The sequence below is a fragment of the Collimonas sp. PA-H2 genome, from assembly GCF_002564105.1.
In the GTDB taxonomy this organism is placed as follows: Bacteria; Pseudomonadota; Gammaproteobacteria; order Burkholderiales; family Burkholderiaceae_D; genus Collimonas.
Genome location: NZ_PDBX01000001.1, coordinates 1,846,349 through 1,860,118, shown reverse-complemented (window position 1 = coordinate 1,860,118; position 13,770 = coordinate 1,846,349). Strand labels below are relative to the sequence as shown.

The window sequence follows — 13,770 nt, the reverse complement described above, 5'->3', positions numbered from 1 at the left end:
TAATGTCCCTCATGGCGCATCGCAATCTGCGCCAGGGTGCAGCGCGCGGCTTTACCTTGCTGGAGCTGCTGGTGGTGGTGGTGATCGCGGGCATCACGCTTGGCGTGGTATCGCTCAACGCGTTTCGCAGCGATCGCCAAGTCATGCAGGACGATGCCAAGCGGATTGCCTTGCTGCTGCAGCTGACGCGGGAAGAAGCCATCCTGCGCAATCGTCCGACGGCTTTCGAAGCTGACGCCAGCAGCTATCGTTTCATGGTGCGTGAAGAAGCCGGCTGGCAGCCGCTGGCCCAGGACGACATGCTGCGCCAGCGCGATTTCAAGCGCAGTCCCATGCTGCTGGCCATGGATCCGGCGCCGACCGAGGCGGCGCCGCCAAATACCCTGCGCATCACCTTCGGCCGCGAGCCGGTCGACAAGCCTTTTACCCTGACCATGAGCAGCGGCGACAGCACGGTCCTGATCCGCGCCGATGGCATCGGTCATTTTGCGGTTGAATAAATGCCTAACTTGCGCATGCCTCCCCACAGTTATGAAGCAGGCTTCACCTTGCTGGAAGTGCTGGTGGCGTTGGTCATTGTCGGCACCGCGCTGGGCGCCAGCTTGCGCGCGGTCGGCAGCCTGACGCAGAACAGCAGCGGCTTGCGGGCCGCCATGATGGCTTCCTGGTCGGCGGAAAACCGGCTGACGCAAATCCGCATCGGCCATGAATGGCCGGCAATCGGCAACCGCTCCTTCGATTGTCCGCAGGGCGATCTGCCGCTGTATTGCCAGGAACACGTGCTGGGTACGCCCAATCCCTATTTCCGGCGGGTGGAAGTATCGGTGTTCGCCGATGCCAACTCCGAGCGGCGCATCGTCAATCTGTCGCAGGTGGTGCCGAATGCGCGTTAGCAGAAAGCTGAAAAGCGGCAGCGGCGGTTTTACGCTGGTGGAGCTGATCATCGCCGTCACCATCCTGGCGATGGTGGCGATACTCGGCTGGCGCGGCCTGGACGGCATCGTGCGTTCGCGGATTTCGCTGACGGCGGAAATGGAGCAGACGCGCGGCATGCAATTGACGTTTGCCCAACTGCAAAGCGACTGCGCCCAAATCGCTCCCAAGATGCTGATGACCACGCGCCCCTATTTATCGGCGGAGCCGGGGCGTTTGTTGATGGTGCGGCTGGTGTTCGCCGACCAGCAGCCGACCCGTCTGCAGGTGGTGGATTACCGTCTGCGCGACGGCCGCCTGACGCGCCAGGAATCGGTGGCGACGCGGGATCCGAGCGTGATCGATACCTTGTGGCAGAACGCGCTCAACGATAGCGGCGACGGCGCCAACAGCCAGGCGGTGTTGCTGCAATCCGATATCGCCAGCATGCAGACGCAGGTGTGGGGCAGCGACCAGCAAGGCTGGCGCCCGTCTTCCGCCATCAGCGCCGGTAGCCAGGACAGCAACACCAACGCCAACAAATGGACTGGCTTGCAAGTGGCGCTGCAGCTACGCGGCCGTAGCGGCTCCATGGCCAAGACTTTTCTGCTGGGGGCCTCATGAGACGCTTGCCGCGGAGCCGGTATGCCCAGCGCGGCGTCGCGGTAGTAACCGCCTTGCTGTTGACTACCCTGGCAGTTACCATCGTCGCCAGCCTGTTCTGGCAACAGCAAGTGCAGGTGCGTTCCATCGAAAACCAGCGTTTGCAACTGCAGAAAAACTGGATCATGCGCGGTGCGCTGGATTGGGCCAGCATGATCCTGCGCGCCAGCGGCAAACAATTCCGTTACGCTGACCTGAGCCAGCCGTGGGCTGCGCCCCTGGCTGACACCCGTCTCGACCAATATGTGGAAGACGGACAGGCAGTTGGCGATGCCGGCGACGCCATCCTTTCCGGCCATATCGTCGATGCGCAATCGCGCTACAACCTGAATAACCTGAGCGTGGGCGGCAAGCCTTCCCCCGATGAGGTGGCCGCTTTCAAACGCCTGCTGAGTTATCTGCGCCTGCCAGGCACGCTGGCCACGGCGGCCGCCCAGGCCATCGCGCAAGGGTTGCCGGCCGCGCCGTCGGCCACCCCGCCAGCCACGCCGCCGACGGGGCAACAGGGGAACGCCGCTACCACTGCCAGTTCGACATTGCCGATGATGCAGGTCGACGATTTGCTGTCGGTGCCAGGATTCACGCCGGATATCGTGCGCCAGCTGCAGGATTATGTAGTAGTGCTGCCCTGGACCGGTGGCCCCACGCCGATCAACGCGAACACAGCGTCGGCCGAGGTGCTGGCTTCCCGTTTTCCTAACTTGTCGCTGGCGCAAGCCAATACGCTGGTGGCCATGCGGCGCACGGCGCCATTTACCGATATCGCCAATTTCGCGGCGCAGCTGTCAAACCTGTTCAACATAACAGTACCGGCAAACGCGTATATCGAGGTTTCCAGCAAAAATTTTTTGGTCTACGGCAAGATTCGCATGGGTCGCGCCGCCCTGAATACCGTATCCTTGCTGAACCGTGCCGATAACGGCGCTAGCACCAATATCGTGTGGATTAGAGAACAATAAATGGAAGATGCGTTTTGAGTACCTTACTTCTCCGCTTACCCGCCAGGGCGACTGTGGACAGCGCCGCGGCGGTGGCCATGCCCGATTGCCGCTACGCGCTGGTGTCGGACGCCGGCCGCATCGAGCGCCAGGGCGCCGAACAGCTGTCCGGCCTGGCCGAGCAGATTGCCGCGGCGAGCCGGGTGGTGCTGATACTGGCCGCGGCCGACGTCAACCTGCTGCAATTGCAGGTGCCGCCGCTGTCCGACGCCAAGCTGAAGATGGCGCTGCCGAACCTGGTGGAAGAACAATTGCTGGTCGATCCCTTCGACTGCGTGATCGTCGCCGGCCGCAAGCGCGTCGGCAGTGCCGGCCGTGTCGCCGACAATAACCTGCGCCTGATTGCAGTGGTGCAAAGAGACTGGCTGGAATTGCTGGTCAAGACCTTGCTGGCGCTGGGCGCGCATAACCTGCAAGCGTGGCCGGCCCAGCTTTGCCTGCCCCTGCGCGAGCCGGATACGGCGGTCGCCGCCATCACCGATCACGGCGGCGACATCGATGTCGCCTTGCGCCTGTCAGGCGAACAGGGCATGGGCTGGTCGCTGTCGCCGGTTTCGGGACAGTCGGTAGCGCAGGAAGTACTGGAGGGATTGACTTCCATCCTGCCGCAGCAGCAGATTACTTTATATGTACCGCAATCTTCCCTGGCGGCTTACCAGGAACTGGAGCCGGCGCAGGTCACAGTGCTGGCCGACGACTGGTCGCACTGGCTGGCCGGCACCCAGGAACAGGCGCGCAGCGGCATCGACCTGATGAGCGGCCTGACCGCCAGCGCCGCCGGCACCGAATTCAGCTGGCGCCGCTGGCGCTGGCCGCTGGGCCTGGCGGCGGCGCTGCTGCTGGTGAATGTCGTCAGCCTCAACTATGATTGGCTGCGCATGCGGCGCGAGGCTACTGCCCTGCGCAGCGGCATGCTGCAAAACTACCGCGCCGCCTTCCCGAAAGAAACCGTGATCGTCGACCCGATCGCCCAGGCCAAGCAAAAAGTCGCAGCGGCTCAGCGCGACGGCGGCCAGCTGGCGGCGGACGACTTCATCGCCCTGGCAGCCGCCTTTGGCTCGGCCTGGGCAGGCTTGCCGCAGAGTTCCGACAACGGCGCCATCGCCAGCCTGGAATATCGTGACCACCATCTGCTGGTGCGCCTGAAAAATCCCGGCGACGCGGACGGCGCCGAAGCGCAGCTCAAGAGTGCACTGAGCAGCATGAAATTAACGCTCAGCAAACCGGCTACCGGGGTCTGGCAAATCGGGAGCGGCAAGTGACGTCTACACGCAACCCCCTGCAGCAAGCCTGGCACAAGATTTCGCTGCCGGCCGGCGCCTATTGGGCGCAAAGAAACCAGCGCGAACGCCGTCTGCTCGGCGCTGCGGCGGCAGTGATCCTGCTGGCCGTCATTTATCTGCTGTTGCTCGATCCGGCCCTGAGCGGCCGTAGCCGCCTGCAAAAGGACTTGCCGGCGCTGCGCCAGCAAGCGGCCGAATTGCAGGCCTTGACGGCCAAGGCGGCATCGCTGTCCGGCCAGATGGCGGAGCGGCCGGCTTCGCCCTTGAGCAAAGAGGCGGTTGAAACAGCATTGAAGAGCAAGGGACTGAGTCCGCAAAGCGTGACGCTGAACGGCGACATGGCCAAGGTGCAGTTGGCGGCGGTGGCCTTTGCCGGCTTGCTGGACTGGCTGGACGAGGTCCAGAAGAATTCGCAATGGCAGGTAGTGGATGCCAGTGTCACGGCGCTGGGCGGGACGACGCCGCAGCCGGGCATCGTCAACGCCACGGTTACTTTATTGCAGCAAAAACATGAGTAATGTGCTGCAAGGGATGTCGCCGGCATCGTTGTTCCGGATTGCAGGATAGCGATGCGCGGACTAGGCAGAGCATTGATATGGCTGGTGGCGGCAGGGTTGAGTGCACTGATCACGATACTGGCTTTCTTGCCGGCGGCGTGGCTGGCGCCGTTGCTGGAGAGCCGCACCGGCGGCCGTCTCACCTTGGGCGATGCGCAAGGATCCTTGTGGCAAGGCTCGGCTTTTATCGGCGCCGCGCCTAGCGGCAAGGATGCGGTGGCGGCGCTGTTGCCGGGGCGTTTTTCCTGGCATTTGTCGCCGCTGGTGTTGCTGGGACGGGTCGATGCAAGGCTGGAGAATGCGCAAGTGCTGGCTAGCGCGGTCAGCATCCGCGGCAGCTGGAGCGAATGGACCGTCAGTCCGTCCAGCATGCTGTTGCCGGCCGAGCGTTTGTCGGCCTTGGGTGCGCCATTGAATACCTTGCAGCCGTCGGGCAAGATGCAGCTGGGCTGGCAGCAGCTGACGCTGGCGCGGACCAAGATAGGCAACGCCGACGGCATTGCCCTGCACGGCGTCATGACGCTGGACCTGCTGGCGATGGCGTCGCGCTTGTCGCCGGTCAAGCCGCTGGGCAGCTATCGCATGCGGCTAGACTGGCAGGGTACGCAGGCGGACATGACGCTGAGCACTTTAAGCGGCGCGATGTTGTTGAATGGCAGCGGCAAACTGCAAAACGGTCATTTTCAGTTTTCGGGGACCGCGGAAGCGGCGGTGGGACAAGAGGAAAAGTTGGCTACTTTACTGAGCCTGCTCGGCCAACGGCGCCAGATGAATGGCAGAAATGTTATCGGACTAGAGTTTAAATCATGAAAGATAAAATGTATCTCGCACTAATCAACACAACTGCGAACACCACTGCGTCGACCTGTGAAACTCCCCATTTGTCCCTGGCAGCGCGTAGTTCCTGGCGTTACGCCGCCGCTATTGCCTTGTTGACATGTGCCGCCGGCGTCCAGGTTGCCGCCAGTGCGCAGCCGGTGCTGGGTACGCCCCCCTTGGGCGCCAGCACTGAGGGGGCGAACGGCCAGGCAGTGATGAATTTTGTCGGCGCCGACATCGAGTCAGTCATCAAGGCGGTCGGCCAATATACCAACACGACTTTCATTGTCGATCCGCGCGTCAAGGGCACCATCAACCTGGTCTCCGAAAAGCCGGTGAGCAAGACGCAGGCCTTTGATCTGCTTGCCTCCACTTTGCGTCTGCAAGGCTATGCCGTGGTGCGCGGCGATGGTTTCGTCAAGGTCGTGCCGGAAGCCGACGCCAAGCTGCAGGTGGCGCCAACCCGCCCGGCCAGCGTCCGCGGCGACCAGATCGCGACACAGATTTTTTCCCTGAACTATGAATCGGCCACCAATATCCTGCCGGTGCTGCGGCCGCTGATTTCGCCGAACAACACGATCAACGCCAACCCGGGCAACAACACCCTGGTGGTGACGGATTACGCGGAAAACCTGCAGCGCCTGGGGAAAATGATCGCCGCGCTGGACGTGCCGGCGGTCAACGACCTCGACGTGATCCCGATCCGCTATGCGGTGGCCAGCGATATCGCCGTGATGGCCAGCAAGCTGCTGGATGCAGGCTCGGCGGCGCCGGGCGCCGGCGACAGTGCGCGCACCATCATCATGGCGGATTCCCGCACCAATTCGGTGGTGATACGGGCGCCGTCCGCCGGCCGCGCCAACCTGGCCAAGTCGCTGATTTCCAAGCTTGACCAGCCGACTGCCAATGCCGGCAACGTCCACGTGGTGTACCTGAAGAATGCCGATGCGGTGAAACTGGCCAAGACCTTGCGCGCGATTGTTTCCAATGACACCTCGCTGCCGACTTCCAGCCAGTCCAGCAAGAGCTCCGGCAGCGGCTCGGGCGGCATGTTGCAAGGTTCCAGCGGCGGCGGAGCGCTAGGCACAGGAAACTCGACCACGCCGCAGTCCCAGACACCGCAGGATAGTTCATCGCAATCGTCCGGCGGTGGCGGTGGCAGTGGAGCTGCCGGCTTTATCCAGGCTGACGACAGCACCAATACACTGATCATTACCGCCAGCGAACCGGTCTACCGCAATATCCGCGGCGTCATCGACCAGCTCGACACACGGCGCGCCCAGGTTTATGTGGAAGCCTTGATCGTTGAAGTGACCGACACCGCGGCAAGCGAGATCGGGGTGCAGTGGATGGCCTTGAGCGGCGACAAGAACAGCGCCTACCGGGTCGGCGGCGGTACCGGATTCTCTGGCACCAATAGCGGTATCAATCCGGCCAATACGAGCGGTAATCTGTTGAATGCGGCAATTGTGAACGCTGCAGGAACTGCTACCGGCACTCCCACTCTCGGCAGTGGCTTGCAGCTCGGCGTATTCCGCCAGATCGCTGGCAAGATCGGTCTCGGCGCGTTGGCTAGCGCATTGAATGGCACTACCGGCGGCAATGTGTTGTCGATGCCGAATTTGCTGACGCTGGACAATGAAGAGGCAAAAATCATTGTTGGTCAAAACGTGCCGTTTGTCACTGGTTCTTACGCCACGACGGGCGGCACCACCACTAGCAATCCGTTTACCACGGTTGACCGCAAGGATGTCGGCACGGCTTTGAAGATCAAGCCGCATATCTCGGAAGGCGGTACGGTGCGGCTGGAAATTTCTCAAGAAGTTTCTTCCGTGGTGCAAGGCACTGCGTCCAACCAGAATGGACCGACCACTAACAAACGTTCTCTGGATACCAACGTTGTGATCGATGATGGCGAGATCATTGCATTAGGCGGTCTGATCGGTGACGAAAACGCGAACAATATCCAAAAAGTGCCTTTGCTGGGCGACCTGCCGTTTATCGGCAATTTTTTCAAGTATCAAACCGGTTCTCGTAACAAAACCAACCTAATGATTTTCCTGCGTCCGACGATTGTGCGCGACAAGGAAACCAGCAGCAGATTGGCCGCGGATCGCTACGACTACATGCGTGCGCAGCAGATTCATGTACAGCCGGGCAAGTCGATCCTGACTGATTTCGGCTCTTCGGTGTCGGCCAAGCTGGAAGACGGCGGTCCGTTCATCGATTTGCGTAAGAAGCAGAACGCGCCGGATGCGCCCGACCAGCCAACGCCGGAACAGCAACAGATGCCGATGCTGGTGCCGGCCAAGCCTCAGGTCTCGCCGGCTCCCGGCTTCCAGAACGACAGAACGCCATGAGCGATCCCAGAATGACCGATACGCGCCTGCTTCCCTACGCCTTCGCCCGCAATTTTTCATTGCTGGCGCAGCGTACCGAGGATGCCAACGGCGCCGACAATCCGGTGGAGTTGTGGATTTCCGACGCCACCCAGCCGAGCGCGATCGCTGAAGTCAGCCGGCGCTTCGGCCGCATCAAGTTCCGCAAGTTTTCGCGCGATGAACTGGAGGCGGCGATTGCCGCTGCCTACGCCGGCTCTGGCGGCGATGCGGCGCAGGTGGTGGATGAATTCGAATCGGATCTCGACCTTGCCAAGCTGATGCAAGACATGCCGGCCATCGAAGATCTGCTGGAATCGTCCGACGATGCGCCGGTGATCCGCATGATCAACGTGTTGCTGACGCAGGCTTTGCGCGAAGGTGCTTCCGATATCCATATCGAACCGTTCGAGCAGATCTCGGTGGTGCGTTTCCGTATCGACGGCAGCTTGCGCGACGTGGTGCGGCCGAAGAAGGCCGTGCATGCCTCGCTGATTTCCCGTATCAAGATCATGGCGCAACTCGACATCGCCGAAAAGCGTTTGCCGCAAGATGGCCGCATCACCCTGCGCGTCGGCGGCAAGCCGGTCGACGTGCGTGTTTCCACTTTACCTACCGGCCATGGCGAACGCGCGGTGTTGCGTTTGCTGGACAAGGAAGCCGGCCGCCTGGATTTGCAGCATCTTGGAATGAGCCCGGATGTGCTGCCGCAGTTCGACCGTCTGATCGCGCAGCCGCACGGCATCGTGCTGGTCACCGGACCGACCGGTTCCGGCAAGACCACCACGTTGTACGCCGCGCTGTCGCGCCTGAATACCAGCAGCACCAACATCCTGACGGTGGAAGATCCGATCGAGTATGAACTGGCCGGCGTCGGCCAGACCCAGGTCAATGCGCGCATCGAAATGACTTTCGCCAAAGCCCTGCGGGCAATCCTGCGGCAGGATCCGGACGTCATCATGATCGGTGAAATCCGCGACCTGGAAACCGCGCAGATTGCAGTGCAAGCCTCGCTCACCGGCCACCTGGTGCTGGCGACCTTGCATACCAACGACTCGGCGGCTGCCGTTACGCGCTTGCTGGACATGGGGATCGAGCCCTTCCTGTTGTCATCCTCCCTGCTGGGCGTGGTGGCGCAGCGGCTGGTGCGCAAGCTGTGCGTTCATTGCCGCCGCCATGACGGCCAGATGTGGCATGCGGTCGGCTGCGAACAGTGCGGCCATACCGGTTATCACGGCCGGGTAGGGGTCTATGAATTGCTGCTGACTACTGACGAGATCACCGCGCAGATTCACAACCGGGCTTCCGAAGCCGAGATCCAGCAAGTGGCGCAGCGCAACGGCATGCGCACCATGCGCCAGGACGGCGAACGCTGGCTGACCGAAGGCGTGACGACGCAGGCTGAGTTGCTGCGCGTGACCAAAGAGTAAGCCTGAACAGTAAGCTGAATACATAAGCGAGGAGCAGAGTGCCAGCATTTCGTTACGAAGCGGTAGATAGCAGCGGCGGCAGCGCCAAGGGCGTGGTGAACGCGGACAGCGCCAAGGCGGCGCGGGCCGATCTGCGTGCCCAGGGTTTGCTGCCGATCACGGTCGACATCATTGCGCAGCAGGTTGACGCCGCCGGCAACACCCAGCGGCGCGGTTTCGGCGAGCATTTGTCGACGGTGGAGATCGCCTTGTTTACGCGCCAGCTGGCCAGCCTGCTGGAAGCCAGCCTGCCGTTGGAGCAGGCACTGACGGCCTTGCTGGAACAGTCCGAGCGCAATTACCAGCGCGACCTGATCGCCTCGATCCGTTCCGAAGTGATGGGCGGCGCTTCCCTGTCCAGCGCGCTGGCCGGCCATCCGCGCGATTTCGCCGAGATCTACCGGGCGCTGGTGGCGTCCGGCGAACAGATCGGCCAGTTGTCGCGGGTGCTGTCGCGCCTGGCAGATTACATCGAACGGCGCAACTCGCTGGTGCAAAAGGTCAAGCTGGCCTTCACCTATCCGGCGATCGTGACCGTGGTGGCGTTCGTGATCGTGATCTTCCTGCTGACTTATGTGGTGCCGCAGATCGTGTCCGTGTTTGCCAATACCAAGCAGAAACTGCCGATGCTTACCGTCATCATGCTGGCGACTTCGGATTTCGTCCGCAACTATGGCTGGATCGTCCTCATTGCGGTGATCGCGCTGTTCTACGGCTGGCGCACCGCGCTCAAGAATCCCGCCACCAAGATGCGCTGGCATACCTGGCTGCTGGTCGCGCCCTTGTACGGCAAGTTCGAACGCAGCCTGAACACGGCCCGTTTCGCCAGCACCCTGGCGATTACCACCGGCTCCGGCGTGCCTATCCTGAAGGCGCTGCAGACCAGCCGCGATACTTTGTCCAACGTCGCCATGCGCCAGCAGGTCGACACTGCCGCCACCAGCGTGCGCGAAGGTGTCGGCCTGGCGCGCGCACTGGCCGCGCACAAGCATTTTCCACCGATGCTGATCCACATGATACGCGCCGGTGAAGTGACCGGCGAACTGCCAGCCATGCTGGAACGCGCCGCCAGTGCCCAGGAACAGGATCTGGAACGGCGCGCCATGACCATTGCCGGCTTGCTGGAACCGGCCCTGATCCTGGCGATGGGGGTCGTGGTGTTGCTGATTGTGCTGGCTGTGCTGATGCCGATTATTGAAATCAACCAGTTGGTCCATTAGGAATATTAGGAATCAATGTGAAGCTACCGATAACAAAAAAACTGGGACGGCACACCAAGCGCCTGCCTGAATTCGTCAGCCTGCTGTTGTTCATGCTGCTATGCGCCTGTACCGCCTATTGGGTGATGCAGCTGATCAAGCCGCCGCTGCGGCCTGTGACTGCGCCGCCGCAGGCTGAGGATACTCAGGTCGACGTGACCTTGGCGGCCGGCTTGTTCGGCGGCCGCGGCACGGTCACCGTGGCCAGCAATTATCAGCTGCTGGGCGTGGTCGCAGCCAAGCGCGACGGTGAAAGCGTAGCCATCCTCAGCGCCGACGGCAAGCCGCCGCAGGCGGTCCGCCAGGGCAAGGAGCTGCTGCCCGGCACCAGCATCAAGGAGGTGCATTCTACTTACGTGCTGCTGTCGGAAGGAGGCGTGCTGAAGCGGGTGATGCTGCCGGAAGACGCGCGCGCCAAAGCGGGCCTGGGAGGCGCTTCACAGATGCTGGCGTCGCCACAGCCAATGCCGCAACAGATGCAGCAGCCACAGCCTGCGCCTAACCAGGACCTGCCGCCGGAACAGCCGGCGGTGCCGGTGCAGGATAAGTAAGCGTGGGAAATTAAGAAACTTCCCAATATCATAACGAACATCAGTGTCTTAGACTGTTTTCTCCAGGGCCAGTTAGGAGAGCAGCGTGTGCTGTGTTTCCCCATCGTGGGTAGTAGGTTGTGTCTTAATAATGTGCTGTTCTTATGCCGAGTCGTGCAGCATTTACTTCACATCCCCGCCTAAAAACAGTGTGCTACGTATTCCTAGCGTCACTCTTCGGGCCGCTGGCACTCCTGCCGTCTGGTCAAGTAATTGGGATTTGGTTGGGATTGATGAGGATGATCTTCCTTTTTTTGATGAGCTGGGTGAGCTGCCTAATCCAATGCCCTTTTTGATTATGATAATCCGGTAGGTCTCGCCGAGGGCCGTACCTTTTTCAAAGTATATGGCGAAATAGGCTTACCAGCAGTTTGCAAAGCATCAGATTCGATGCGCATATTTTATATGCGGCCTGGTGATCAGTGTTATGCGATGGTGGAAGAGCTTGATAAAATCCCACAACCCCCCCCAATGATCCGACCAACGGTTTTGTCATCAACCAGCGTTGTATCGCCAAATACTCTTGCGGCAGCCGTCCGCAAATGCAAGACCCAAGCTGGTTGACCAAGGTCGTGCCTGCTTTTGTGCAGCCGTTTTTGGAAAAATCGGGGAAATGGAATACCGTAATGGCTGAATGCCATCAGCAAAGTAACTGGTTACCTTCATATGTCCGCAAACGCTCGTGCGAGAAGTGGATGGCGGAATATCATATTGCGCAAGATCTTCAGCAGTCCCTGAACATGAATGGATGTGGTGTGTTACCTGACTGGGAAGAGGTCGGAACGTATATCAATGAATGTGTTGCGGAGCAAAATACTGCGGCGGAGGCGGCAGTGATTAAGTTAATTGTGGCAAGAAACCGAAACAAAGTACGACAAATCTGTATCCGGGAAAATGGAATACAGAATCTGGCTTCAAAATCCAGAAGGGATTGATATGAAACGAACTTTCCTGTTTTTTCTATTTTGTCTCATGACTTCTTGTGCGCTGGGTGCTTCTATTGGCGGGTATGTGGGTGATGCTCCAAATGTGGAGTTGCAGGTTAGTATTGATGGTCAAACCATCTTAGGTGAGAGAGAGTTGGAGAAACTATCATTGTCAGCGACGGAAGCCGAGCTTCGCACTGCCTTTGATCAAAATATAATCCGGCTGGTTCGAGGACAAAGCGTGCAGCTTACGGTTGAGATGGTAGAGCGCAATGGCACTCGAAGTAATGTAATGGCGAATCCAGCACTATTTTATGAAGCGGTTGGCAAAGATACGCTTTCCGTAAGCAAAGAAGGACTGGTAACTGCATTGCCTGAAAGTTCGGGGTCAACTTTAGGGCAGCTTCTGGTGCTATATAACACCCCGGAAAAATCGGGATTTAATTATATATATTTTGATATAGACCCGGGCAAGTAGGGCGGGCACAAATTACCAGCCCTACTGATTGTCTTACAGCACGTAGCGCGACAAGTCCTCATTGACCACCAGAGCGCCGAGGCGCTCATCGACATAAGCGGCATCGATCACCATGGTCTTCTCGCCGGCGTTGGTGGCCGAAAACGAGATTTCCTCCAGCAGTTTTTCCATCACCGTGTACAAGCGGCGGGCGCCGATGTTTTCCGTCTTTTCATTGACTGAAAAAGCGATTTCCGCCAGCCGCTGCACACCTTCCTTGGCAAATTCCAGCGTTACTCCTTCGGTCGCCAGCAGCGCTTCGTACTGCTTGGTCAGGCAGGCGTCGGTGCCGGTCATGATTCTTTCGAAATCGCTGATCGAGAGCGAATCGAGTTCGACCCGGATCGGGAAGCGCCCTTGCAGTTCCGGGATCAGGTCGGACGGCTTGGCCAGATGGAATGCGCCGGAAGCAATGAACAGGATGTGATCGGTCTTGATCATGCCGTACTTGGTGTTGACGGTGGTGCCTTCCACCAGCGGCAGCAGATCGCGCTGTACGCCGGCGCGCGAGACATCGGCGCCGCCGTTTTGGGAACGGGTGGCGATCTTGTCTATCTCGTCCAGGAAGACGATGCCGTTCTGCTCGACATTGCTGATAGCTTTTTGCTTCAGTTCGTCTTCATTGAGCAGCTTGGCGGCTTCTTCTTCGATCAGGACTTTCATTGCATCCTTGATCTTGATCTTGCGGTTTTTCTTGCGGTTGCTGCCCATTCCGGAAAACATGGACTTGATCTGCTCGGTCATTTCTTCCATGCCGGGCGGCGCCATGATTTCCATCTGCGATGCAGCTTCCGACAATTCGATCTCTATTTCCTTGTCGTCGAGCGCGCCTTCGCGCAGCCGTTTGCGGAATGTCTGGCGGGTATTGTTACCCTTGTCCGCGCTGTCGCCGTCACCGGAACTTTGCTCCGGATGAAAGCCGAAATCGCGTGCCGGCGGCACCAGGATGTCGATGATGCGGTCTTCCGCCGCGTCTTCCGCACGGGTGCGGACCTTGCGCATTTCGCTTTCGCGGGTTTGCTTGATGCCGATATCGATCAGGTCGCGGATGATGGTGTCGACATCGCGTCCGACATAGCCGACTTCGGTGAATTTGGTCGCTTCGATCTTGATGAACGGCGCATCGGCCAGTTTGGCCAGGCGGCGCGCGATTTCAGTCTTGCCGACGCCGGTAGGGCCGATCATCAGGATATTTTTCGGGGTGATTTCGTGGCGCAGCGGCTCGGCGATCTGCTGCCGGCGCCAGCGGTTGCGCAAGGCGATCGCCACCGCGCGCTTGGCGCGATCCTGGCCGACCACATGTTTATCCAGTTCCGAAACAATTTCTTGGGGCGTCATGTTCATGTTTTTTTCCGTGTTGGGTTTTGGGTGCGCAAATTCGCCGATTTGCCCGGCCGTA

The 13,770-nt window shown here is 60.0% G+C and carries 14 protein-coding genes; 13 read left to right on the top strand and 1 reads right to left on the bottom strand.

All coding sequences use genetic code 11. From position 1 onward, the window contains the following. The first annotated feature begins 2 nt into the window (after positions 1–2). The 13 genes from BCF11_RS08395 to BCF11_RS08335 all read left to right on the top strand — a co-directional run bounded on the left by BCF11_RS08395 (position 3) and on the right by BCF11_RS08335 (position 12,332). Positions 3–500: a GspH/FimT family protein gene (locus BCF11_RS08395; RefSeq protein WP_233212418.1), complete on the top strand. Its 498-nt coding sequence runs from the start codon at positions 3–5 to the stop codon at positions 498–500. Next, a complete protein-coding gene (gene gspI / locus BCF11_RS08390; protein ID WP_098494335.1) occupies positions 501–893 on the top strand; it encodes a type II secretion system minor pseudopilin GspI in 393 nt (130 codons plus the stop codon). Continuing rightward, on the top strand, positions 883–1,536 hold the full coding sequence (locus BCF11_RS08385) for a type II secretion system protein J (protein ID WP_098494334.1): 654 nt from the start codon (positions 883–885) through the stop codon (positions 1,534–1,536). The genes gspI and BCF11_RS08385 overlap by 11 nt, the downstream gene beginning before the upstream one ends. Then, a complete protein-coding gene (gspK, locus tag BCF11_RS08380; RefSeq protein WP_098494333.1) occupies positions 1,533–2,534 on the top strand; it encodes a type II secretion system minor pseudopilin GspK in 1,002 nt (333 codons plus the stop codon). The genes BCF11_RS08385 and gspK overlap by 4 nt, the downstream gene beginning before the upstream one ends. Positions 2,535–2,548: 14 nt before the next feature. Then, positions 2,549–3,835, top strand: coding sequence for a type II secretion system protein GspL (gspL, locus tag BCF11_RS08375; protein WP_098494332.1), 1,287 nt, complete (start codon positions 2,549–2,551; stop codon positions 3,833–3,835). Continuing rightward, positions 3,832–4,374, top strand: coding sequence for a type II secretion system protein GspM (gspM, locus tag BCF11_RS08370; protein ID WP_098494331.1), 543 nt, complete (start codon positions 3,832–3,834; stop codon positions 4,372–4,374). The genes gspL and gspM overlap by 4 nt, the downstream gene beginning before the upstream one ends. Before the next feature lie 51 nt (positions 4,375–4,425). Continuing rightward, complete coding sequence (locus BCF11_RS08365; protein WP_098494330.1) at positions 4,426–5,223, top strand: type II secretion system protein N; 798 nt, start codon at positions 4,426–4,428, stop codon at positions 5,221–5,223. 8 nt (positions 5,224–5,231) lie between these two features. Then, positions 5,232–7,592 carry a type II secretion system secretin GspD gene (gene gspD / locus BCF11_RS08360; RefSeq protein WP_233212417.1) on the top strand — a complete coding sequence of 787 codons (2,361 nt, stop codon included), beginning with the start codon at positions 5,232–5,234 and terminating at the stop codon, positions 7,590–7,592. Beyond that, positions 7,589–9,040: a type II secretion system ATPase GspE gene (gspE, locus tag BCF11_RS08355; protein ID WP_199110794.1), complete on the top strand. Its 1,452-nt coding sequence runs from the start codon at positions 7,589–7,591 to the stop codon at positions 9,038–9,040. Before gspD ends, gspE begins: the two co-directional genes overlap by 4 nt. A gap of 38 nt (positions 9,041–9,078) precedes the next feature. After that, positions 9,079–10,299 (top strand): type II secretion system inner membrane protein GspF, encoded by a 1,221-nt coding sequence (gspF, locus tag BCF11_RS08350; protein ID WP_098494328.1) that lies wholly within the window; start codon positions 9,079–9,081, stop codon positions 10,297–10,299. 17 nt (positions 10,300–10,316) lie between these two features. Next, the gene (locus BCF11_RS08345) at positions 10,317–10,889 is read left to right on the top strand and encodes a type II secretion system protein N (protein ID WP_233212416.1); all 573 of its coding nucleotides are present in this window, start codon (positions 10,317–10,319) and stop codon (positions 10,887–10,889) included. 581 nt (positions 10,890–11,470) lie between these two features. Next, on the top strand, positions 11,471–11,863 hold the full coding sequence (locus BCF11_RS08340) for a hypothetical protein (protein WP_098494327.1): 393 nt from the start codon (positions 11,471–11,473) through the stop codon (positions 11,861–11,863). A 1-nt stretch (position 11,864) separates the two neighbouring features. Further along, a complete protein-coding gene (locus BCF11_RS08335) occupies positions 11,865–12,332 on the top strand; it encodes a hypothetical protein (protein WP_098494326.1) in 468 nt (155 codons plus the stop codon). A 33-nt stretch (positions 12,333–12,365) separates the two neighbouring features. On the opposite strand, the gene hslU is transcribed toward BCF11_RS08335, so the two are convergent. Then, a complete protein-coding gene (gene hslU, locus BCF11_RS08330) occupies positions 12,366–13,715 on the bottom strand; it encodes an ATP-dependent protease ATPase subunit HslU (protein WP_098497383.1) in 1,350 nt (449 codons plus the stop codon). Between the last annotated feature and the right edge of the window lie 55 nt (positions 13,716–13,770).

Coding starts and splice junctions, on each gene's coding strand:
- BCF11_RS08395 (WP_233212418.1), top strand. CDS start 3: ATGTCCCTCATGGCGCATCGCAATCTGCGCCAGGGTGCAGCGCGCGGC.
- gspI (WP_098494335.1), top strand. CDS start 501: ATGCCTAACTTGCGCATGCCTCCCCACAGTTATGAAGCAGGCTTCACC.
- BCF11_RS08385 (WP_098494334.1), top strand. CDS start 883: ATGCGCGTTAGCAGAAAGCTGAAAAGCGGCAGCGGCGGTTTTACGCTG.
- gspK (WP_098494333.1), top strand. CDS start 1,533: ATGAGACGCTTGCCGCGGAGCCGGTATGCCCAGCGCGGCGTCGCGGTA.
- BCF11_RS08365 (WP_098494330.1), top strand. CDS start 4,426: ATGCGCGGACTAGGCAGAGCATTGATATGGCTGGTGGCGGCAGGGTTG.
- gspD (WP_233212417.1), top strand. CDS start 5,232: ATGTATCTCGCACTAATCAACACAACTGCGAACACCACTGCGTCGACC.
- gspE (WP_199110794.1), top strand. CDS start 7,589: ATGAGCGATCCCAGAATGACCGATACGCGCCTGCTTCCCTACGCCTTC.
- BCF11_RS08340 (WP_098494327.1), top strand. CDS start 11,471: ATGCAAGACCCAAGCTGGTTGACCAAGGTCGTGCCTGCTTTTGTGCAG.
- BCF11_RS08335 (WP_098494326.1), top strand. CDS start 11,865: ATGAAACGAACTTTCCTGTTTTTTCTATTTTGTCTCATGACTTCTTGT.
- hslU (WP_098497383.1), bottom strand. CDS start 13,715: ATGAACATGACGCCCCAAGAAATTGTTTCGGAACTGGATAAACATGTG.